At 72.1% G+C, this 22364-nt stretch carries 18 protein-coding genes; 8 read left to right on the top strand and 10 right to left on the bottom strand.

Annotation, left to right across the window (positions count from 1 at the left end; translation table 11 throughout):
- The first annotated feature begins 43 nt into the window (after nucleotides 1-43).
- The 6 genes from AB0K07_RS12380 to AB0K07_RS12355 all read left to right on the top strand — a co-directional run bounded on the left by AB0K07_RS12380 (nucleotide 44) and on the right by AB0K07_RS12355 (nucleotide 9302).
- Nucleotides 44-982 (top strand): SDR family NAD(P)-dependent oxidoreductase, encoded by a 939-nt coding sequence (locus tag AB0K07_RS12380; protein WP_363753914.1) that lies wholly within the window; start codon nucleotides 44-46, stop codon nucleotides 980-982.
- Nucleotides 983-1369: 387 nt separating this feature from the next.
- The gene (locus tag AB0K07_RS12375) at nucleotides 1370-2395 is read left to right on the top strand and encodes a polysaccharide deacetylase family protein (protein ID WP_363753912.1); all 1026 of its coding nucleotides are present in this window, start codon (nucleotides 1370-1372) and stop codon (nucleotides 2393-2395) included.
- Nucleotides 2396-3009: 614 nt separating this feature from the next.
- Nucleotides 3010-4587 carry an MFS transporter gene (locus AB0K07_RS12370; protein ID WP_363753910.1) on the top strand — a complete coding sequence of 526 codons (1578 nt, stop codon included), beginning with the start codon at nucleotides 3010-3012 and terminating at the stop codon, nucleotides 4585-4587.
- 108 nt (nucleotides 4588-4695) lie between these two features.
- A complete protein-coding gene (locus AB0K07_RS12365; RefSeq protein ID WP_363753908.1) occupies nucleotides 4696-5466 on the top strand; it encodes a DUF1223 domain-containing protein in 771 nt (256 codons plus the stop codon).
- A 274-nt stretch (nucleotides 5467-5740) separates the two neighbouring features.
- On the top strand, nucleotides 5741-8611 hold the full coding sequence (locus tag AB0K07_RS12360) for a glycosyl hydrolase (protein WP_363753906.1): 2871 nt from the start codon (nucleotides 5741-5743) through the stop codon (nucleotides 8609-8611).
- 151 nt (nucleotides 8612-8762) lie between these two features.
- Entirely contained in the window at nucleotides 8763-9302 is a 540-nt protein-coding gene (locus AB0K07_RS12355; protein WP_363753904.1) for a DinB family protein, read from the top strand.
- Nucleotides 9303-9369: 67 nt separating this feature from the next.
- Here the strand turns inward: AB0K07_RS12355 and AB0K07_RS12350 are convergent, their stop codons facing one another.
- The 5 genes from AB0K07_RS12350 to AB0K07_RS12330 all read right to left on the bottom strand — a co-directional run bounded on the left by AB0K07_RS12350 (nucleotide 9370) and on the right by AB0K07_RS12330 (nucleotide 14359).
- Complete coding sequence (locus AB0K07_RS12350) at nucleotides 9370-11523, bottom strand: FtsX-like permease family protein (RefSeq protein ID WP_363753902.1); 2154 nt, start codon at nucleotides 11521-11523, stop codon at nucleotides 9370-9372.
- A complete protein-coding gene (locus AB0K07_RS12345; RefSeq protein WP_363753900.1) occupies nucleotides 11520-12200 on the bottom strand; it encodes an ABC transporter ATP-binding protein in 681 nt (226 codons plus the stop codon). The genes AB0K07_RS12350 and AB0K07_RS12345 overlap by 4 nt, the downstream gene beginning before the upstream one ends.
- On the bottom strand, nucleotides 12197-12721 hold the full coding sequence (locus AB0K07_RS12340; RefSeq protein WP_363753898.1) for a PadR family transcriptional regulator: 525 nt from the start codon (nucleotides 12719-12721) through the stop codon (nucleotides 12197-12199). The genes AB0K07_RS12345 and AB0K07_RS12340 overlap by 4 nt, the downstream gene beginning before the upstream one ends.
- A gap of 66 nt (nucleotides 12722-12787) precedes the next feature.
- Complete coding sequence (locus AB0K07_RS12335; protein WP_363753896.1) at nucleotides 12788-13504, bottom strand: isocitrate lyase/phosphoenolpyruvate mutase family protein; 717 nt, start codon at nucleotides 13502-13504, stop codon at nucleotides 12788-12790.
- Nucleotides 13505-13603: 99 nt separating this feature from the next.
- Nucleotides 13604-14359: an SDR family oxidoreductase gene (locus tag AB0K07_RS12330; RefSeq protein ID WP_363753894.1), complete on the bottom strand. Its 756-nt coding sequence runs from the start codon at nucleotides 14357-14359 to the stop codon at nucleotides 13604-13606.
- 90 nt (nucleotides 14360-14449) lie between these two features.
- Between AB0K07_RS12330 and AB0K07_RS12325 the strand changes: the two genes are divergently transcribed.
- On the top strand, nucleotides 14450-15040 hold the full coding sequence (locus AB0K07_RS12325; protein ID WP_363753892.1) for a TetR/AcrR family transcriptional regulator: 591 nt from the start codon (nucleotides 14450-14452) through the stop codon (nucleotides 15038-15040).
- A gap of 101 nt (nucleotides 15041-15141) precedes the next feature.
- Here AB0K07_RS12325 and pdxY read toward each other — a convergent pair whose 3' ends face one another.
- From pdxY to AB0K07_RS12300, 5 genes are all read right to left on the bottom strand, one after another.
- Nucleotides 15142-15993, bottom strand: a complete 852-nt coding sequence (gene pdxY, locus AB0K07_RS12320) for a pyridoxal kinase PdxY (RefSeq protein WP_363753890.1) — start codon at nucleotides 15991-15993, stop codon at nucleotides 15142-15144.
- Nucleotides 15994-16078: 85 nt separating this feature from the next.
- Complete coding sequence (locus AB0K07_RS12315) at nucleotides 16079-17041, bottom strand: hypothetical protein (protein ID WP_363753888.1); 963 nt, start codon at nucleotides 17039-17041, stop codon at nucleotides 16079-16081.
- A 91-nt stretch (nucleotides 17042-17132) separates the two neighbouring features.
- Complete coding sequence (locus AB0K07_RS12310) at nucleotides 17133-18104, bottom strand: pyridoxal-phosphate dependent enzyme (protein WP_363753886.1); 972 nt, start codon at nucleotides 18102-18104, stop codon at nucleotides 17133-17135.
- Nucleotides 18105-18188: 84 nt separating this feature from the next.
- Complete coding sequence (locus AB0K07_RS12305) at nucleotides 18189-19064, bottom strand: alpha/beta hydrolase (RefSeq protein ID WP_363753884.1); 876 nt, start codon at nucleotides 19062-19064, stop codon at nucleotides 18189-18191.
- Between the two features lie 162 nt (nucleotides 19065-19226).
- Nucleotides 19227-20753, bottom strand: a complete 1527-nt coding sequence (locus AB0K07_RS12300) for a glycerol-3-phosphate dehydrogenase/oxidase (RefSeq protein WP_363753882.1) — start codon at nucleotides 20751-20753, stop codon at nucleotides 19227-19229.
- Nucleotides 20754-20798: 45 nt separating this feature from the next.
- On the opposite strand from AB0K07_RS12300, the gene AB0K07_RS12295 reads away from it, so the two are divergent.
- Nucleotides 20799-22364: an FAD-binding oxidoreductase gene (locus AB0K07_RS12295; protein WP_363753880.1), complete on the top strand. Its 1566-nt coding sequence runs from the start codon at nucleotides 20799-20801 to the stop codon at nucleotides 22362-22364.

Genomic DNA, 22364 nt, shown 5'->3' with positions numbered 1-22364 from the left:
CACCGCCGGAGACTAAGCGACAACGAATCCGAGGAAGCCGATCATGAATGCACAGCGGGTCACCACGCCCTTCGACGCCCGATCCACCGCCGGCGACGTCGTCGCCGGTCTCGACCTCACCGGCCAGCGCGCCATCGTCACCGGCGCCTCGTCGGGCATCGGCGTCGAGACGGCCCGGGCGCTCGCGACAGCGGGCGCTGAGGTGACCCTGGCGGTACGCAACGTGGCCGCCGGCGAGCAGGCGGCGGAGGACATCCGCGCGACCACCGGGAGGCAGCTCATCCGGGTCGCCCCTCTGGACCTTTCCGACCAGGGGTCGGTCGCCGCGTTCGTCGCCGCCTGGGAAGGGCCCCTGCACATCCTGGTCAACAACGCCGGGGTGTCGGCGACCCCCGAGACGCGGACGGCGGAGGGCTGGGAGCTGCAGTTCGCGACCAACCACCTCGGCCACTTCGCGCTCACCACCGGGCTGCATTCGGCGCTCGCGGCGGCCGGCCGGGCCCGCGTGGTGTCGCTCAGCTCCATCGCACACGTGCAGGCGCCGATGGTCTTCGAGGACGCCAACTTCCGTGAGCGCCCCTACGACCGTCTTCTCGCCTACGGCGAGTCGAAGACGGCCACCGCGCTGTTCGCGGTGGAGGCGAACAGGCGCTGGGCCGGCGACGGCATCACCGTCAACGCGGCCAACCCGGGCGCGGTCACCACGAACCTGGGGCGCCACCTCACCGAGGCGGACTTCGCGCAGCTTCCGGCGTACGACTTCAAGACCCCGCAGCAGGGCGCGGCCACCTCCGTGCTGCTCGCGACCTGGCCGCCGCTGGAGGGCGTCGGCGGCCGGTACTTCGAGGACTGCCACCAGGCGCCGCGCCACGACCCGGAGACACCGCTCCAGGGCGTCGCCGACCACGCGGTCGACCCCGCGGCGGCCGAGCGACTGTGGCAGGTGTCGCTCGACATGCTCGCCTACGCGCGGACCCGCTGACCGGGCATTTCCCCCTGGACGCGACTCTCCGGCGACATCGATACCGATAGTTCCAGTTAGTCCTGGTGCCCTCGCCACGGTGCGCCGCGGCCGACCGCATGATTCAACCGGGGGTCACCCTCTACGCGGGGCGACACATCGACCAGCGCAACCTGCGGCTGAGGGCCGCAACCGGGGCGACCCACCGTGCCGACGGCCGCCCAGGTGCTTCCGGACGACTTCCGGAAATTGTTGACGCCCCTGAAACGCCGCTGCAATACTCCGATCCACAATGGTCGATGCGATCCACGTCGTGGTGTTGCGGTCGACCTCTCCACTCACACCCCCGTGTCCGGACCGTGCTGCCCGCACGCCGGGCGTGTCCGGGCCCGGTAGAAGGGGCACCAGATGACCACTGTCTCCACTGGCGCCGCCGTGCGGTCGAGGCGACCACCCGCGGCGCTGTCCGTCCTCGCCATCGTCGTCGCGATGTGCGGCGTCGTCATCGCGGCCACCGCGACTGCGTCAAGAGCCGCCGTCTGCAACGGCTACGTCGGCCTCACCTTCGACGACGGGCCGACCGGCAGCACCAGCTCGCTGCTGAGCGTGCTGCGCAACAACGGCGTACGGGCCACGATGTTCAACGTCGGGCAGAACGTCCAGAACAACCGGTCCGCCGCGCAGGCGCAGGTGGCCGCCGGCATGTGGGTCGGCAACCACAGCTGGAACCACGCCCACATGACCTCGATGAGCCAGGCGCAGATGCAGTCCGACCTGTCCCAGACGAGCTCGGCGATCCAATCGGCCACCGGTAGCCGACCGCAGCTGTTCCGACCGCCGTACGGGGAGACCAACTCCACCCTCCAGTCCGTCGCCTCGTCGCTCGGGATGCGACAGGTGATCTGGGACGTGGACTCTCAGGACTGGAACGGCGCCAGCGTCAGTCAGATCGTGTCCAACGCCAGCCGCCTCCAGGCCGGCCAGGTCATCCTCATGCACGACGGGATCCAGAACACCCGCGACGCCATCGGGCAGATCATGGCCAACCTGACCAGCCGCAACCTCTGCCCCGGCATGATCTCCCCCGCCACCGGCCGGGCGGTCGCGCCGGACGGCACGAACCCACCGCCCGGCGGTGGCACCCCGCCACCTCCCGGCGGCAGCTGCACCGCGACAGCGACGACCACCAACGTCTGGGGCGACCGGTACAACACCTCGGTGACGGTCAGCGGCGCCACCAACTGGACCGTGGTCGTGGCCATCACCCCGCCGCAGAGGGCCACCACCACCTGGAACGGCACCGCCACCTGGGACAGCACCGGCAGCGTCCTGACCATGCGGTCCAACGGCAGCGGCAACACCTTCGGCTTCACCACGATGTTCAACGGCAACAGCAGCGCCCGACCACAGATCCGCTCCTGCACCGCCACCTGACACCCGGACACTCCGGACGGCAGTCATGCCGGGTAGGGATCCTCCTGCCCGGCATGACGTGCCCGGAATCGTCAGTCACACCGCCCGATGGCCGCAGCACCGGCCGCGACAGCGACGCTCCGCTGGCGTAGGCGGTGACGGGGCCGGCGTAGCTCGACACGGTTCGCGCGCAGTTGTACCCGCCGCGGTAGTAGACCTCGACGTACCCGTACCTCGTCGAACCGTTGATGGCCACGTCCCCGTAGAGGTCGGAACCACCGACCTTGGAACCCGAAACAGGTGCCGGTCGCGGCCTGCGCTGGCGCGCCGGCGAGGAACGCGCTCCCGCTCATGCTGAGGACGAGCGCGGCGAGTATCGCCAGGATTCGCGATCGCGGGATGGTCAAGGGTGCCTCCGTTCCCTCGGGTCCGGCCGCAGGGCGGTCCGGGACCGGCACAGTCAACAGGCGGCCGAATGGTCGACCAAGTGATTCGAAGGGGCTCGAATCCCTCGCTGGACAGGGACCGTTCGCGCACTGGTTGTGCGACAGGACCCGGGCGGGAGCTGGTTGCGTCGGCTCGACCAGCCCACGTTCGCGCTGCGGCACCCCGCCCCGGAAGGAACAGGTATCAGGATGCGCAAGTGGCTGCCGCTGCTGACGATCTGCCTGGGTACGTTCATGCTCCTGGTCGACGTCACGATCGTGATCGTCGCCCTGCCCGACATGGTCGGCGACCTGGACGCGTCCTTCCGGGCGTTGCAGTGGGTCATCGACGCCTACGCCCTGGCGCTGGGCGCACTGGTGCTCGGCGCCGGCTCGATCGCCGACCGGGTGGGGCACCGCCGGGCGTACGTCGTCGGGCTCCTGCTCTTCGCGGTGTCGTCGCTGGCCTGTGGTGTCGCGCCGAACTCGGGCGCGCTGATCGCCGCGCGGGCCGTACAGGGCGTCGGCGCGGCGGCCATGTTCGCCACCACGTTCGCCCTGCTCAACAGCGCCTACACCGGCCGGGACCGGGGAAGCGCGTACGGCATCTGGGGTGCGGTGTCGGGCGCCTCGGCCGCGGTGGGCCCGCTCCTCGGCGGGCTGCTCACCGAGGGCGCGTCGTGGCGCTGGATCTTCCTGGTCAATCTGCCGGTCAGCGTCGTCGCCATCCTGCTGTGTGGCAGGACGCTCCCCGTCGCCCACGCGGCGGTCCGCGGCAGGATCGACGTCGCCGGCATGGCGAGCTTCACCGCCGCCGCGGCCTGTGCGACCTACGCACTCATCCGCGCCAACGAGGCGGGCTGGTCCGGTGCGGGCGTCTGGTGGCTGCTGGTGGCGGCCGCGCTCCTGCTGGCCGGGTTCGTGGCGATCGAGGCTCGCACCCGGCACGCCATGTTCGACCTGGCTCTCCTGCGTGACCGCTCGTTCGTCGCGGTGCTGCTCGCCGGTCTGCTGCTGACGTTCGCGGCCTTCACCACGCTCACCTACACCTCCATCTGGCTGCAGTCGGTGCTGGGCATGAGTCCGCTCGCGGCGGGGCTCATCGGCCTGCCGATGTCCGTCACCGCGTTCGCTGTCTCGGCGGCGTTGGGGCGGGTGCTGCACGCCCGTCGACCGGACCTGGTGATCGGCGCCGGTCTGCTGTTCGTCGGCCTCGGAAGCCTGCTCGCCGCAGCGCTCGTGCACGGTTCGGCCAGTTGGCCGGCGCTGCTGCCGGGGCTCGCCCTGATCGGCGTCGGCGTCGGCCTGGCGACGCCGATCCTCGGCTCGGTCTCCATGTCCCTGGTGCCCGCCGAGCGCGGTGGCATGGCCGCCGGAGCCGTCAACACCACCCGCCAGCTGGGCTTCGCGTTCGGCATCGCCGCGCTGGGCAGCGTCTTCACCGCCCAGGCGCAGAGCACCCTGGCCGCCCGCGGCATTCCGGACCCGGCGCACGTCGCGCACGCCATCGCCGGCGGGCAGACGCCCGGCCTGCTGCACGCCGCCCCGGATGCCGCGCGGCAGCTACTGGACAGCGCGGCGCATGCCGCCGGGGTGGCCGGTGTGCGGGCCACCTTCGCCGTGGCCGGAGCCGTCGGAATCCTCGCCAGCGTTCTCGTGGCCGTCCTCATGCGACCCGGCAGGCCGCACACCGTCCCCTCGGCGGTACGTCCGGCCGTCCCCCGGGGGCGGGACGGCGACGGCGCTCCCGCGACGCGGGACGCCCCCGCTCGTTCCGGGGGCGACTGACGGACGACCCGAGCGGCTTCCGTGCCGAGTTGCCGGCCACCGGGCAGGCATGGTCGTGACCGTATCGGGAATCGGAGAGCCGCCAGCAGCACGGACGGAGGAGGCGCCATGACGGACCCCGGGTCGGATCGTGTCCGCCTGCCGGAATCGCCGCCGCGGGCGGCGGACGTCGCGCCGCCGAACGGCGGCTTCGCCGTCGTGGGGTTGTTCACCTCCCAGGGCTGTTCGAGCTGTCCTCCCGCGGAGGAGGTGCTGACCGAGATCGAGCGCGACGCACGGACGCGGGAACAGCCGGTCTTCGCCCTCGGATTCCACGTCGACTACTGGGACGATCTGGGCTGGCCCGACCGGTTCGCCGACGCGGCGTTCACCGCGCGGCAGCAGGCGTACGCGCGGGCGTTCGGTTCCGGGCACCTCTACACCCCGCAGATGGTCGTCAACGGCACCGTCGAGTTCGTCGGTTCCGACCGTCGCCGGGCGGCGAGCGCGATCGCGTCCGCCCTGACGTCGGCGCCCAGCACACCGCTCACACTGTCGATGCAGGACTACGCCGCCGGCGCGGGCGGTGGGCAGCGGGTGGTGCTGGGCTACGAGACCGAGCGGCCGGGAGAGCGCACGGTGCTGAACGTGGCGATCGTCGAGCGGGGCCTGGAGAGCGAGGTCGCCCGGGGTGAGAACGCCGGGCGGACGCTGCGGCAAGACAATGTGGTGCGCGCCTTCACGTCGTCGGGTCTGGACGCCGAGAGTGGGCGGGTGGAGCTGGAGACGGCGCCGGATCTTGATCCTCGGCAGGCCACGGTGCTCGGCTACGTGCAGAACGACCGTGACAAGGCCATCGTCGCCGCCACGGCCATCGACCTGTCCGCCGTGGCCGGATGACGGCGGCTGGTACACCGCGCCGACCAGCGGAGCCGTCGTCGTAGCGTCGCGGACTCCCGCGCACGTTTCCGGGTCCCCCGGCGCACGACCGGCTTCGTCGCCGGGCGTTCAAATCGCGACATCAGCACGCAACCCGTGGGACACATTGACGGGAGTCACGGCTCTCGATTAACGTCCCGGATGAGAGAGCGCTCTCTCATCGCACCTTCTCCTCAATTCAGACAACGTGTCGGAGCCGGCGAGGGCCGGCACGCCGACACGCGATGGAGGCACCGTGAAACCTCCCGTCCCCCACCGCCGATGGATCCTGGCCGCCGCCACCGCTCTGACCCTGGTGGCCGGCGGCCTCGCGATTTCCGTCACCCGCCCCGCGGTGGCCGCACCCGTCGGCGCCGGCAGCTACACCACCACCCCGGTCGGCCCGCTACCCACCGGCTGCGGCCCGATGTCGAGCAACCCCCGGCAGTTCGCCACCGCCAACGCGCCAGCCGGTGCGGTACCCACCAACGACTGGTGGTCGTCGCTGCTCTGGAAGCGCACCGACTGCGCCTTCAGCGAGCCCCTGCACGCCCACCCGATCTCGTACGACACCTTCACCGACGGCCTCGGCTTCTCCGCCAACTCCACGCCCGCCATCAGCGGCACGGCGACGGGGGTCGGCGAGTACCACTACCCGTACGTCCAGGACATCCGGGTCGGCGTGGCCGGGCTCGGCGCGCCCCTGGTCAAGGTCGACGGCTGGACCGACTGGACGGTCAGTCCGTACTGGAGCGATGGAGCGCGGACCCTGCGGGCCACGATCGGCCACGGCCTGCCCTTCGCGTACTTCCAGACCACCGGTGGGGACGCGGTGATCAGCGCGACCGGCACCGCGGACGTCTGGTCCAACAGCGGCGCCACGGTCGGCTTCCGGGTCAACGGCCACGACTACGTCGGGTATGCGCCGAGCGGCGCCAGCTGGACCGTCAGCGGTGGCCGGATCTCCTCCACCCTGGCCGGTCGGGGCTACTTCTCGGTCGCCCTCCTGCCGCCGACGTCGAGCACGGCGGAGCGCGCCGACCTGGCCGCGACCTACGGCCGGTACGCGCACGCCCACGTCACCGGCACCAGCGTCTCGTACGCCTACGACCAGGCGACCAGCGGGCTGACCACCACGTACGCGTTCACCACGACGGCCCGGGAGGGATCCGCCACGCAGACCGTGGTCAGCCTCTACCCGCACCAGTGGAAGTCGCTGGCCGGCTCCACTCCGATCACGCCGACCTACCCGTCGGCGCGCGGACGGATGAAGGTGCTGACCGGCGTCAACCAGTTCCGTACCGCCATGAAGTTCCAGGGCGTCCTGCCGGAACTGCCGGCCGTCGGCGACGGCAGCGGCGCCGACCTGGCGACGCTCAACGGTCACCTGGCCGCCGCCCGGGCGAACCCGATGGACCAGCGCGGCGGTGACACGTACTGGACCGGCAAGGGGCTCGGCCGAGCCGCCCGGCTCGCCGAGGTGGCCGACCTGGTCAACGACACCGCGACGCGGGACAGCGCTCTGAACGCGATCCGCAGCACGCTCACCGACTGGTTCACCGCGTCCAGCGGCAAGACCAGCCGGCTCTTCTACTACGACGCCAACTGGGGCACCCTGATCGGCTACCCGGCCTCGTACGGCTCCGACCAGGAACTCAACGACCACCACTTCCACTACGGCTACTACATCGCCGCCGCCGCGACGCTGGCCAAGTTCGACCCGGCGTGGGCCGCCACCAGCCGCTACGGCGGCATGGTGGACCTGCTGATCCGGGACGCCAACAACTACCGCCGCGACGACACCCGCTTCCCCTACCTGCGCGACTTCGACATCTACGCCGGCCACGACTGGGCGTCCGGGCACGGCTCGTTCGGCTCCGGCAACAACCAGGAGTCGTCGTCGGAGGGGATGAACTTCGCCAACGCCCTGATCCAGTGGGGGCAGGTGACGGGCAACACCGCCGTCCGCGACGCCGGCATCTTCCTCTACACCACCCAGGCCGCGGCCATCCAGGAGTACTGGTTCGACGTCAGCGACCAGAACTTCCCCGCCGCGTTCGGGCACTCGACGGTCGGCATGGTCTGGGGTGACGGCGGCGCGTACGCGACCTGGTTCAGCGGCGAGCCGGAGATGATCCAGGGCATCAACCTGCTGCCGGTCACCGGTGGGCACCTCTACCTGGGCAACAGCCCGGCGTACGTACGGACCAACTACGCCGAACTGGTCCGCAACAACGGCGGGCAGCCGACGGTGTGGCAGGACATCCTCTGGCAGTTCCAGGCGCTCGGCGACGGCGACGCCGCGCTGGCGAACCTGCGCGCGAACCCCGGATACACCCCGGAGGAGGGCGAGAGCCGGGCGCACACCTTCCACTGGATCCGCAACCTCGCGGCGCTGGGCACGGTCGACACGACGGTGACCGCCAACCACCCGCTGTCGGCGGTCTTCTCCCGCAACGGGGCGCGCACGTACGTGGCGTCGAACCCGACCGCGACACCGATCACGGTGACGTTCTCCAACGGCACCACGCTGACCGTCGCGGCCGGACGGACGGCCACCACCGGCGCGTACACCTGGAGCGGCGGCAACGCCGCCGGTGGCGTACCCCCGGGGACCCCGCCGCCGACGGACCCGCCGCCGACCGACCCGCCGCCCCCGTCGGGCTCGCCGACGCGGTACCTGCTGCCCGGTGGCGGGCTGGGCGCCGCCGGCGGCGCGGCCACGACCGCGGTCGCGGCGGCCAACGGGAACCACGACGGTACGCCGACGAACCCGCAGGTCTTCACGGCGACCGGCCTCAACCTCGCCTACGCCGGCGGACAGACCGCGTTCGACCTGTTCGTGGACGCCGGCACGGCGGTCGGCAACGGCGTGCAGGTGCGGATCTCCTACGACCTGACCGGCAACGGCAGCTGGGAGCGGGTGGAGACGCTGCGCTACTTCGCCACCGACCCCGTCCCGGGCTACGAGCACTACACCCAGAGCGCCGGCCTGGCCTCGGCCACCGGCACGTTGGGGGCGTTGAGCAACGGCACGGTCCGGGTGGAGGTCTGGTCGGCTATCGGCAACAACCCGACCACCCTGGGCATCGGCAACCAGTCGGTACTCCGGCTGCCGTACTCCTGATCGGCCCGTCCGCGCCGCCGCCGGTCCGGTACGACCGGCGGCGGCGCGGTCCCCGCGCCGCTACGCGGACGCCGCGGCTGACACCCTGCACGTCGACCGGTCCGGTAACCCGCTTGCGTCCGCCGCGGTGTGTCATGGAGGGTCGGCAGCCATGAGCGACATGTGGGTGGACCCCTCCGACGATCCACGAACCTCCGGCAACCCGAAGGGCGAGAAGGCGACCCTGCGGGAATACCTCGCGAACTACCGTCTGACCCTGGACATGAAGTGCGGCGGTCTCGACGCCGAACAGCTCGCCCGCCGCTCTGTGCCGCCGAGCACCATGAGTCTGCTCGGCCTGGTCCGGCACCTGGCCAAGGTGGAGAACAGCTGGTTCCAGCGCGTGCTGCAGGGCAGGAGCGACCAGCCACGCCTGTTCAGCCGTGACGACGACAGGGACGCGGACTTCAACGACGCCGTCGCGGACCCCGCGGTCGTCGAGGAGGCGTTCGCCACGTGGAAGGCGGAGATCGCGGCGGCCGATCAGTGGCTCGACGCGCTCGACGAGGACGACCTCGGGCGGGAGGTGCCCCTCGGCGATGGCACGGTCAGCGTCCGTGACGTCCTCGTGCACATGATCGAGGAGTACGCCCGGCACGCGGGCCACGCCGACCTGCTGCGCGAGTGCATCGACGGCCGCACCGGCCAATGAGCCGGGTGCCGGCCATTGTCGTGATGACGCGAGCGGCGGGGGTGTGCCTCCCCCGCCGCTCACGCGATCATTCGCTGCGTGCGGTCTCCGGGCCGGTGATCCTCTCCAGCAGCGGCAGGGTGGACGCGATGATGCCGAGGCAGGCGGCCAGGCCGACGAGCACGATCGCGTAGAACTCGACGCCGGGAGCGGTGAGCGTGTAGTCCATCTGCGCCTTGAGGAACAACTGGGCGGCGACGAAGCCCATGCCGACCGCGACCACGGCGACGGCCAGCATCGGTACGGCGCTCTCCAGGGCGACCACGCGGCGCAGGACCCGCACCGGCGCGCCACTGAGGCGGAGCAGGCTGAACGGGCGCCGGCGTTCACTCAGACCGCCGACCACGCTGACCGCCAGGCTGCACCCGGCGAGGCCGAGGCTGGCGACGATGATGACGTTGGCCAACTGCTGCCATCCACGCAGCTGGTCGGTGAAGGACGACTCGAAGTCACCGGGAGCGTTCGGTGCCACCCAGAAGTCCGGGTAGGCCAGCGAGAGGACCGTGCGCGAGCGTTCCACCGAGGCCGACGACGCGTCGGTGCCGACCACGATCGAGGCCACCGGCAGCCGCCGAAGATCCGCCGGGGACACCGGCGCGGCGGGCCAGACCCTGGTGGCCGACGCCGACTCGCCGAACGGGACGAGGCTCTCGGCGACCGCCGCCACGGCCACCCCGTCGGCGCAGCGGCCGTACGCCTGCGGGATGTCGGTGCAAGCGAGCACGCCGGGATCGGCCATCCGGTCCGGGTTCCGGTGGATCGCAGTCGCGCTCCGCACGCCCGGGATCGCGCGCAGCTCGGCCATGAGCGCGTCCGGCACCGAGGGCTGGTCGTCGGAGAAGCTGGTGGACACGGTGCCCGCGTCCGTGGAGCCGATCCGGGCCGGGCCGCGGTTGGCGACGATCGTGGTGATCACACCGATGGACACACTCGTGACGAAGAGCGCGAGCATGATGCCGCTGATGGCCCGGAAGCCGGCCTTCGGGTTGTCGGCGAGGCGTCGCGCCGCGATGAGCGCCGCCGGGCGGCGGGCGCGGCTGGCCAGGACACGGGCGCCGACCATGGTGAGCCAGGGTCCGGCGAGGACCAGGCCGGCCATGATGAGCAGGAGGCCGGGCAGGAACACCGCGGTCTGGCCGTCCGACGTCTCGGGCCGGCGGCCGATGAAGAACGCCAGCTCGGCCACCCCGAGCACGAGGGGGATCAGCCGGTAGGCGCGGGGGGCCCGGGGGGTGACCTGCCGTGTGACGCCCAGCGGGGAGATCCGGACGCGCCGTAGCGAGACCCATGCCGCCAGCGCCGCGCCGGCGGGGACGCCGAGCGCGACCACCAGGATGTCCAGCGGTCGCAGGAACATGTCGTCGGGGAAGAAGCGCATGCCGGTGAACGGGATCGCGGCGAGCTGGCCGCGGAACGCGTAGAACAGCGCGAAGCCGAGGGCTGTGCCGGCGACGGCCGCGGCGGCGGCCTCGGTCGCCGCGATCACGGAGATCTGCCGGGGCGTCGCGCCGACCAGACGCATCGCCGCGAACCGCTGCTCCCGGCGCGCGGCGCTGAGCCGGGTGGCGGTGCCGATGAAGATCAACACCGGAAACAGCAGCCCGCCGGCGATGACCCCGACGATGAGGTCGACGACCGTCTCCGGCAGCGCGGGAGTGTCGGCGCCGACGCTCGTGAGTTGGCGGGCGTGCGGCAGCGCGGCGACGTCGTCGACGGTGTGGCCGACGATCACCACGAGGGCGTCCGGTGACGGCAGCGCGGCCTCGCCGATCGTGCCGAGTTTGCGCCCGGGGTAGCGGTCGGCGAGTTCAGCGGCGGGGGTCGCCGCCAGCAGGGTGGTCAGCTCCGGCGAGAGGTAGTACTCCCCCGGCCCCGGGGTCTCCGGGATGCCGACCGGAGTCGGCGAGCCCTGCCCCGAGGCGGCGACGTCGATCCGGACGATCTGGTCGCCGCGGAAGTAGTCCTCCCGCGTGGACCACCACAGTGGATCGCCGCCGCCTTCCGCCGACGCGCTGGGATAGAGCGACGCGTACCGGGTGAGCTGCGCGTTCACGGCGTTGAGCCCCGCGAGGGTGACCAGCAGCAACCCGGCGCCGACCGCGACCGCGGAGGCGATGATGACGAGACGGGTGAGCGCCTCCCGCCCGCCCGCCACGGCGAGGCGGAGCCCGAAGCGGATCATGACGCGATCCGGTCCGGCGCGTTCACGCGGCCGTCGCGCACGATGACCTCACGGTCGGCGTACGCGGCGACCCGGGGTTCGTGGGTGACCAGGATGACCGTGGTGCCCTGCTCACGGGCCGCGGTGACCAGCAGGTCCATGACCTGCTCGCCGGTGAGCGAGTCGAGCGCGCCGGTCGGCTCGTCGGCGAAGAGGACCTCCGGCCCGGCGACCAGACCTCGGGCGAGGGCGACCCGCTGGGCCTGCCCTCCGGACAGCTCGCCGGACCGCCGATGCTCCAGCCCTTCCAGGCCGAGCCGCTCGAACCAGCCGTACGCCTTGCGCAGCGCCTCGGCCCGGCGGACGCCGCTCAGCAACAGTGGCAGGGCCACGTTCTCCGCGGTGGTCAACTCGGGGACGAGCTGGCCGAACTGGAACACGAACCCGAACCGGTCCCGGCGCAGGCTGCTGCGCTGGGCCTCGGCCATGGAGTCGACCCGGGCCCCGTCGAAGAGGACCTCGCCGGAATCCGGAACCAGGATGCCGGCCAGGCAGTGCAGCAAGGTCGACTTACCCGAACCGCTGGCCCCCATGATCGCGACGATCTCCCCCGCCTCCACGGCGAGGCTGGCGCCCCGGAGCGCCGGGGTCTGGCCGAACGAGAAAACGACGTTTCTCGCTTCGATCGCGATGGTCATGGCCGTACCGCCTTCCTGAGGGCGTCCAGCCGGGCGCCGGTCATCTCGATCCACCTGAGGTCGGCTTCCAGGTGGTAGAGCCCGTGGTCGGCGAGCAGCGCGTCGACGAGGTTGCCACCGCGCTTGATCTCGGTGAGCTCACGCATCCGCTGCAGGTGCGCGCTGCGCTGGGTGTCGAGGTACTCGTCGGCGGGACGGTCCAGCATCAGGGCGAGGACGACCTTGGCGAAGAGGACGGTCTGCAGGTGCGGTTCCGGCTCGACGGGCTGGGTCAACCACTGCTCGACCTCGGTCGCGCCCAGGTCGGTGATGATGTAGCGCTTGCGGTCGGGGCCCTCGCCGGGCCCGACCTCGCTGATCACCACCTTGCCGTCGCGAGCCAGGCGGCTGAGGGTCGAGTAGACCTGGCCGAACGGCAGCGGCTTACCACGCCCGAAGTACGCGTCGTACTCGCGCTTGAGGTCGTACCCGTGGCTGGGCTCGCGATCGAGCAGGCCGAGGAGGGTCAGTGGAACGCTCATGCGAGCACCATACACCGGAGGTATACACCGCGTATATACCCCGGGTTTCTACCGGCACGCCGGGTGTCAGTCGCGCAGCTGCGCCGCCAGGTCGCCGATCGCCCGCGCCGCGTACCGCTGCATCCCCGGACCGAAGGTGATACGGGTGGCGCCCAGCCGTGCCAGCTCGGCCACCGACTCCCGGTCCGTTCCGGCCGCCATGTTGATGGGGCCCTCGATGCCCTGCCGCAGCACCGGGAGCACCTCGGGCGGCGCCAGGAGCGGGTACACGCAGTCGGCGCCGGCAGCCACGTAGAGACGGGCGCGCGCCACCGCATCGGCCGGATCGCCGGTGCCGACCAGGAACGTGTCGACGCGCGCGTTGATGAAGAGCGCGTCACCCGCCTCCGCCCGCACCTCGGCCAGCCAGTCCGCGTGCCGCTGAGGGTCCTTGAGCGTGGCGTGGCCCTCGGAATCCTCCAGATTGCAGCCGACGGCGCCCGCCTCCAGGAGCCGTCCGACCAACTCCCGGGGCGCGAGGCCGTAACCGCCCTCGACGTCGGCGGACACCGGCACGGAGACGGCCCGGGCGATCCTCGCCACCGCCGCGAACATCTCGTCGGGCGGGGTGGAGCCGTCCTCGTAACCGAGCGAAGCGGCGATCCCGGCGCTCGGTGTGGCGAGCGCCGGGAAGCCGGCGTCGGCGAGGGCCCGGGCGCTGGCCGCGTCCCACGGCCCCGGCAGGACGAGCGGGTCGCCGGCGGCACGGCCGTGGTGCAGGGCGCGGAAGGTGGACGCGGTCATCTCGTGCACATCTCCAGAAAATGTGGGGGCAGCCGCGCGAACCGAGTGCGGCGAACCCACGCTATAACCCGGGCAACGCGGGGAGGTCCGGAGGACGGGTCAGGCGGTGTACCCACCGTTGGAGTCGAGCACGGCGCCGGTGACGTACGAGGCGGCGGGGCTCGCGAGGAAGGTGATGGCCGCCGCGGTCTCGGCCGGGTCACTGAACCGCTGGATGGCGAGGTTCGACACCAGGGTCTTGACGACCTCCGGGTCCGGCGGCTCCATGCCGGTCATCATCAGGCCGGCCTGCACCATGTTCACCGTGATGCCGCGTGGCGCCAGGTCACGGGAGACTCCCCTGGTGTAGCCGACGAGCCCGGCCTTGGTCGCGGCGTAGTCGGCGAGGCCGGGAACGCCCACCCGGGACCCGATGCCCGAACCGATGGTGACGATGCGGCCGTTGTCACGCAGCACCTTGGCCGCCGCGCGGATGATCGCGATGACCCCGGTGTAGTTCGTGGCGTGCATCCGGTCCAGGGCGGCGATGTCCGCCTCTGGGTCGTCGACCTTCCTACCCTGCTCCACCGAGATGGCGGCGTTGTTGATCAGGATGTCCAGGCCGCCGAATCGGGCGACGACGTCGTCGATGAGCGTGGGCGCTCGTGAGCCGTCCGCCTGGTCATTCTGGAAGGCCGCGGCGCATACGCCCCGGCCGGTCAACTCGTCGACGACCTCGGCGGCCCTGTCGGCCGAGCCGACGTAGGTGATCGCGACGTCCGCGCCCTCGTCGGCCAGGGAACGGGCCGTGGCCGCGCCGAGACCCCGCGATCCGCCCGTGACGAGGGCGACCTTGCCCCGAAGAAGCTGTGACATGAGTGTCTCCTCCACCGCACCGAATTCTTGACTGACCGGTCCACCATACGTTTGGTGGACCGTCCGGTCAATAATTGCTACGCTGGTCACATGGCCAGACCACGACAGTTCGACGAGGAGCAGGTGTTGCGCGCCGTCCGGGACCAGTTCTGGGACGCCGGTTACGCCGCGACCTCGCTGGAGGACCTCATGCGCGTCAGTGGGCTGGGCAAGGGCAGCCTGTACGGCGCCTTCGGCGACAAACACCAGCTCTTCCTCCGGGCGCTGCGCAGCTACACCGACACCAGCGGCGGCTACCTGCGGGAGATGCTGACCTCCACTCCCCGCGCCCTCGACGCCCTGCGGGCGTTCGTGATGGCGCCGGTCAGGGATCCGGGCGGAGCGGCCGCCCGGCGCGGTTGCCTCATGGCGAACAGCACCTGCGAGCTCGCCACCACCGACGCCGACGTCCTGGCGGAGGCCCGGCGCACCTACGAAGCGACCACCGCCCTGGTCGCCGAGTGCGTCGTACGAGCCCAGGGCGAACGCGACCTGCCGGGCGACGCCGACCCGATCGAGACCGCGCGCGCACTGCTCGCCGCGCAGCAGGGACTCGTGTTCATGGGGCGCACCGGCCTCGGCATCGACCAACTGACCGCGACGGCGCGTGCCCTCGCCGACCAGCTCCTACCGGACGCCTGAGGCGGGCGGTCGCCTCCACCGGACGCTGGCCACACCTCTCACCGACCGACCGCCGACGGTTCCGGATCGAGCTGGAGCATCCGGCGGTGCATGCCCGTGGGTCAGCGCAGCTGCCGGGCGGTGAACCTGGTCGGCGGCTCGGCGATCGCGTCCTGGGCGGCGATCAGTTGGATCTCCCGGGTGCCCGCCGCGAGGGTGGCCTCCAGGACGGCGAAGACGGAGGCGATGGTGCGCTCCAGCGCCGTCGCGGGCGAGCCCGTCGTCCACAGATGCGCGAGGTACAGCGCCGCGGTGACGTCTCCGCCGCCGTTGGGGTTGATCGGCAGCAGCGGCGTGGTGACCGCCCAGGCGCCCTCGTCCGACACGGCGACCACCTCCAGTGACCCCACCGGCACGTCGTCGTGCAGGACGCTGGTGACCAGGACGTGCCGCGGGCCGGTCGCGCGCACCACGTCGACCGCCTCCAGCAGCTCCGGAAGGGAGTTCGTCGTACGGCCGGCGAGGAAGTCCAGCTCGAAATGGTTCGGGGTGATGATGTCGGCGCGCGGGACGACGACGTCCCGCATGTACTCCGGGATGCCCGGCCGGACGAACATGCCGCGGCCGACGTCGCCCATCACCGGGTCACAGCAGTACACCGCGGCCGGGTTGGCCTCTTTCACCTTGTCCACGGCGTCGAGGATCACGGCGCCCATCGCCGGGTCGCCCTGGTAGCCCGACAGCACGGCGTCGGCGCTGCCGAGGACGCCGCGCTCGGCGATGCCGGTGATCACCTCGGCCACCTGGGCCGGCTCCAGCAGCGGCCCGCGCCACGCGCCGTACCCGGTGTGGTTGGAGAAGTGGACGGTCAGCACCGGCCAGACCTCGTGCCCGAGCCGCTGAAGGGGGAAGGCCGCCGCCGAGTTGCCGACGTGCCCGTAGGCGACCGAAGACTGGATGGACAGGATCTTCACCGCCCCATCATGGCGGTTCACGCCGATCGCACACCAGCACCCGCCATTTCTGTCGGGTGGCCCACTTCAGGCCCTCCGCTCCCACCTACGGTCCGGTGCCCTCCGGTACGGGACCGTCGCCGCGCCGGTCATCCCCGTCGCCCGGATCCACGCCTCGCGCCCCGTCATCGCTGTCATCGCGGCTGAGCCCACGACCCCGGGTCGGTGCCGCAAGCACGAGCAGTGCGATCGCGAGGACCGGCAGGAGCGCCAGCAACGGTGCCGCCACCAGGCCGGGCGAGGAAGCGTGGCCGAGCGCCACCCCGCCCTCCGTGTGCAAGCGGATGCCCGGTTCAAGGAACGCGGCCTGGTTGCTGAACGAGTGCATCTCCAACACGACACCGGGCCGGATCGGCGCCACCGCCGCCAGGTCGGCGTCGAGCACGGCGACGGTCAGCAGCAAGCCCCCCAGCATCGCCGGGAAGCCGAACCGCCGCTGCCGGCCGGCGGCCACCACGAGCACCGTCAGCCCGGCGGCAACCGCCACCATGGTCGGCAACTGGACGGCGAACGCGACCGGCAGCCGGAATGATTCCCCTCCGACGACGTCGGCGAGCAGGATGACGGACACCCCTGCGACGACGACCCACGCGACCCAGCGTGGCCACCGCGCACCGGTGCTCGGCCGGTCGACCAACGTCACCACGGATCCACCGCAGATCAGCAACAGGCCCAGCAACGCCGGCCAGTGCTGCGTGGCCTGCGCCGACAACGCCTCCCCCAGCCACGCGAGATCCTCGCCGACGGACGGACGTGGAGCGCTCAGCGGCGCGTAGAACGGCGACAGGTACTTCGGCCCGTCCGAGCCCTTCGCCGACACCACGGCGTCGACGGCGAGCACGCCGACACCAGCGGCCACGGCGAGGCGGCCCCGCCCGGCACCGAGCAACACGATCACCGCGAGGCCGGTCAGCGCCACCCCGGTCGCCTGCCCCGCGAGGACCCACGCGCCCGACAGCGCGCCGGCCACATGCACTGCCGCCGCGCCGGCAACCACCGACCAGCACACCGATCGAGGAGACAGCCGCACGGCGCACATCCAACCACGGGCCGGGTCAGGACACCGCCCTGTCTCCCGGCCGCAGGCCGCGTATCCGCCGTCAGTTGATCTTTTCGACGCGTCCGGCGAACGCCGGTACCTCAGGGTGCCCGAACACCCCGGGAAGCCCGCCCGTGTGGAGGAAGACCGTCGTGTCGCCCGGTGCGATCTCGCCGCGCCGGGCCGCCGCGATGAGTCCCGCCATCGCCCGCCCGGTGTACGTGGGATCGAAGATGATGCCTTCGAGTCGGGCGACGAGTGTCAGCGCCTCCTCGACCGGCGCGGTCAGGCTCGCGTAGCCGCTGCCGATCTGGTCACGGTCGACGCGCAGGTCGTCGGGGCGGACATCCGGCGAGAGCGGGGCGACGAACGCCGCCACGCGCTGCCGGGGGTCGTCGACGGCCCCGACGTCGACACCGAGCGTGCGGTCCGTGCCCAGGCTCGCGACGAGCCCGGCCATCGTCGCGCCCGAGCCGAGTGCGACGACGGCGGTACGCAGGCCCGGCACCTGGGACAGCAACTCCTCGCCGCCCTGCGCGTAGCCGCGAGCCGCCAACGCGCTGGAGCCGCCGAACGGGATGAGGGCCGGACGCGCACCGTCGGAACGAAGCCGCTCGCACACCTGGGTGGCGGCGTCCGCGAGCGCCTGCCGACTCTGCACACCGGTGAAGACGATCTCGGCGCCGAGGAAGGCGTCCAGGACGAGGTTGCCGGACCGCGTCGGCCCGGGTTCGCCCGGGAACACCAGCACGGCACGCAGGCCGAGGCGCGCGGCGGCCGCGGCGGTGAGCCGGGCATGGTTGCTCTGCGGCGCTCCCGTGGTGACCAGCGTGTCGGCATCGTTCGCGAGCGCTTCGGCGACCGTCCATTCCAGCTTGCGGATCTTGTTGCCACCGCCGCCGAGGCCGCTGAGGTCGTCCCGCTTGATGAGGAGGTCGTCGCGACCGAGCCCGAGAGCGATGGCCAGGCGGGGCATCGGCTCCACCGGTGTGGGCCAGGTGCCGAGCGTGAGCGGAACGATCGGTGCGGACATGCTGGTGGCTCCTTGGCGTCGGGTGGGGCAGCGTGACGATATCGGGCCGACGACGCCCGCCAGGCACCGCCGCTCGTCACGGCTCTACGTCAGGAAATCCAGCAACTGCCGGGCGGTCTCCTCGGGAGCCTCCTCCGGGATGAAGTGCCCCACCGGGACCGGCCCGCCACGAACGTCGTCGGCCCACTCCCTCCAGATCGCGAGCGGGTCGTCGTAGAGCTTCGCGACCTGACCCCGTTGACTCCAGAGAAACAGCAGCGGGCAGGCGATCTTCCGGTTGCCGCGGTCCACCTCGTCCTGCTGGTAGTCCAGCGTCGCCGCGGCCCGGAACTCCTCGCAGATCGCGTGGACGGTGGCGGGATCACGGAACTGCCGCACGTAGGCGGCTCGCACCTCGGCCGGGAACGCGTCCTTCACCTCGGGCCACGTGTCGAGCATGAAATCCACGAGGACGGCGGGCGCCGCGTCGATGAACCGCTCCGGCACCGGCGCCGGTGCGGACAGGAAGGACCAGACCCAGTACGAGCGGCTGAACGCCATGTCGGCACGGTCGTACACGTCGCCGACCGGGACGACGTCCATGACGGCCAGGCGTGTGACGACGTCCGGTGCGTCGAGCGCGAGACGATAGGCGCACCGTGCCCCGCGATCGTGCCCGACGAGCCGGAACCGCTCATGGCCCAGACGTCGCATGACCTCGATCTGGTCGCGGGCGATCGCCCGCATGCTGTACGGCTCATGGTCGGCGCTGCTCGGCGGTTTGCCGCTGTCGCCCCAGCCGCGCAGATCGGTGACGACCACGGTGCACCTCTCGGCGAGCCGCGGCGCTACGCGATGCCACATGAGGTGCGTCTCGGGAATGCCGTGCAGAAGCAGGACCGGGGGCCCGCTCCCGCCCCGGCGTCCGTGGATCGTCGCCCCCGACGTGGGGATGTCGAACTCCTCGAAGCCCTCGAACATGCCCCGGACCCTCCGCGACTCGGGTGGACCGTCGTGCTCAGGCGGCACCCGCGACGGTCGGCTGATGGCTCAGGCGGCGTGGACCGCTGACGCAAGCTCCCCGGGCAGAAACGACGCTAGCAGGAGAACGGGGGATGGTCGGATGACCGGCGGATTTTCCCGTCACCGCTCGGCGGCCAGTGCCAGGACGTCTCGCGCGGTGGGCAGAGCGGCTTCGCGGTGCGCCGGGACGAGACCGATGCGGGTGCGTCGGTCGAGCAGGTCGTCGACGGTGAGGGCGAGTTCGTGCCGGGCGGCCCAGAGGAGTTCCGCGCCGGTGACCGGGATGTCCGGGCCGATCGGCTGACGGAGTTCGGCGGGCGCCTCGGCCAGGACGTCGACAGCCTCTGTGCCGTACCGCTGGATGAGCCTGCGTGGCGCGGCGACCCGCGCCAGCTGTGCTCTGCTCGCCGCGCCCGGCAGTGGGAGGCGGCGCGTGCGGCAGGGGCCGGCGGCGAGGTGGCGCTGACGGATGGCGGTGTCGACGGCGTCCTGTGCCATCCGGCGGTAGGTGGTGAGCTTGCCGCCGATCACGCTGATGATCCCGTCGGGGTCGTCGATGACGGCGTGTCGGCGGGAGAGGTCGGCGGTGCGGGCTTCGGCGTCGGCGAGCAGCGGCCGCAGCCCGGCGTAGGCGCCGAGGACGTCGGTGGGTTGCAGGGGCTGGTCGAGGACGCTGTTGAGCACGTCGAGCAGGAACGCGATGTCGGCGTCGGTGGGCTGCGGCACGTCGGGGACGGGTCCGTTCACCGGCTCGTCGGTCAGTCCGGCGTACACCAGGCCGTCGGTCTGGGGCAGGGCGAAGACGTAGCGGGTGAACTCGCCGGGGACCGGGATGGTCAGGCCGGCCCAGAGCCCGCCCAGCCGGGCGGCGGACAGGACGATGTGCGTGCCCCGGGACGGGCGTAGGCGTACGTGTGGGGTCAGGCTGCTGGCCCACACACCGGTGGCGTTGATGACCGCGCGGGCGGCGACGTGCATGCGCGTCCCCGTGCGGGTGTCCTCGATGGTGGCGCCCTCCCGGTGCAGGCTGATCGCCCGACAGTGGGTCAGGATGCGCGCGGAGTGCGCCGCGGCGGCGCGCGCGAGACCGACGACGAGTCGAGCGTCGTCGCAGAGCTGGCCGTCCCAGGACAGGTGTGCTCCGCGAAGGCCGACCGACCGCAGGGCGGGTGCGATGGCGCCCGCTTCGGCCGACCCGAGCCTGCGCGTCCCGGGAAGGGTCCGTCGGGACGTCCCCGCGCAGGTCCGCAGCAGGTCTCCGGCGCGCAGGCCGGCCGCGGCGGCGCCCGCCTGCCACCGGCTGGTGTACGCGGTGGCCGGGAGCAGCATCGGCAGGGGGCGCGTCAGGTGTGGCGCGGTGCGGGTCAGCAGCGTGTGGCGTTCGGCGGCGCTCTCGTAGGCGATGCCGACCTGGCCGTGTGCGAGATAGCGCAGGCCGCCGTGGATCAGTTTGGAACTCCAGCGGGAGGTGCCGTGCGCCAGGTCGTGTGCGTCGACGGCGACCACGGACAGCCCGCGGCTCGCGGCGTCGAGCGCCACTCCGGCACCGGTGACACCCAGCCCGACGACGAGGACGTCGACGGGCGCGCCGGCGGCCAGCTCGGCGAGGTCACGGTCCCGGCGGGAGACGGTCAGCGAGGTCTTCACACGCCTCCTTGCGATGTAGTGACGTTTGATGTCACTCTGTCACACATGAATATGGCAGGGGAAGCGCCGACCGCCGGATGGGCCCGCTGGGGCACCTCGACGGACGCGAAGGCGCTGCCGGACCCCGCGTCGGCGCTGCTGGCGCAGGTGCTCGATCTGGCGCCACCGCCGCCGGTCGTACCGCTGGCCGAGGTGACGGTGCCGGCCTGCGAGCTGGACGACATGGTGCTCGACACGCTGCGACGGGTGCTGGGCGCCGGGCACGTCGTCACCGCCCACGACGACCGGGCACGGCACGCGTCCGGCATGTCGACGCCGGACCTGCTCCGCCACCGGGGTGGGCAGGTGCGGGTGGCTCCGCAGGCCGTGCTGCGCCCCGCCGACCACGCCGAGGTGGTGTCCATCCTGGACATCTGCTCCCGGTTCGGGGTGGCCGTGGTCCCCTTCGGTGGCGGCACCTCGGTCGTTGGCGGGCTCACGCCGTCCGCGACGCGGCACGTCACCGTCGACCTGAGCCGGCTGAACGACGTCGTCGCCATCGACCCGCTGTCGCGGACCGCCACGCTCCAGGCGGGGCTGCGCGCCCCCCGCGCCGCCGAACTGCTCGCCGAGCACGGGTTCACCCTCGGCCACGTCCCGCAGTCCTACGAGTACGCCACCATCGGCGGGTTCGCCGCCACCCGCTCGTCGGGCCAGGCGTCGGCCGGCTACGGCCGCTTCGACGACATGGTCGTGGCGCTGACGGTGGCCACCCCCCGGGGCACCGTCCGGTCGGGCCGCGCCCCCGCGTCGGCCGCCGGCCCCGACCTGCGGCAGCTCTTCCTGGGCAGCGAGGGGACGCTCGGCGTCATCACCGACGTGACCGTCCGGGTCCGGCCCCTACCGGCGCAGTCGCACTACGAGGGATGGCGGTTCGAGTCCTTCGCCGACGGCCTGCACGCCGTACGGCGGCTGGCGCAGGACGGGCCGCGGCCCACGGTGCTGCGACTGTCCGACGAGGTCGAGACCATGATCGGGGCGACGGGATCCGGACGCGGCGACGGCGGCTGCCAGCTCATCGCCGGGTACGAGGGCGCCGACGTCCTTCCCACCGTCGAGGCGGCCGCCGATGTGCTGGCGGCACACGGCGGGGTGCATCTGGGCGAGGAGCCGGGTCGCCAGTGGGCGCGGCACCGCTTCGACGCCCCCTACCTGCGGGACGCGCTGCTGGACGCGGGGGCGTTCGCCGAGACCCTGGAGACCGCGGCGTACTGGTCGGCGCTGCCGCAGGTGCACGACCGGGTCCGGCAGGCGATCCTCGACGCCCTGCCGGACGGGGCGCTGGTGCTGGCGCACGTGTCCCACATCTATGAGACCGGCGCGTCGCTGTACTTCACGGTGATCTGCTCCCCCGGCCCCGATCCGGTCGACCGCTGGCGGACGGCGAAGGCGGCGGCCAGCGACGCGATCGCCGCCGCGGGCGCCACGATCAGCCACCACCACGGTGTCGGGGCGGACCACCGTGCCTGGTACGCCACCGAGATCGGCGACGTTGCCGTGGACCTGCTGCGGGCGGTCAAGCAGCAGCTGGACCCGGCCGGCATCCTCAATCCCGGCATCCTGGTGCCGTGA

Origin of the sequence: Micromonospora sp. NPDC049301 (assembly GCF_040678715.1) — a bacterium.
Taxonomy (GTDB): Bacteria; Actinomycetota; Actinomycetes; order Mycobacteriales; family Micromonosporaceae; genus Micromonospora.
The sequence above is the reverse complement of the archived record's forward strand: the minus strand, read 5'-3'. Positions and strand labels throughout refer to the sequence as shown.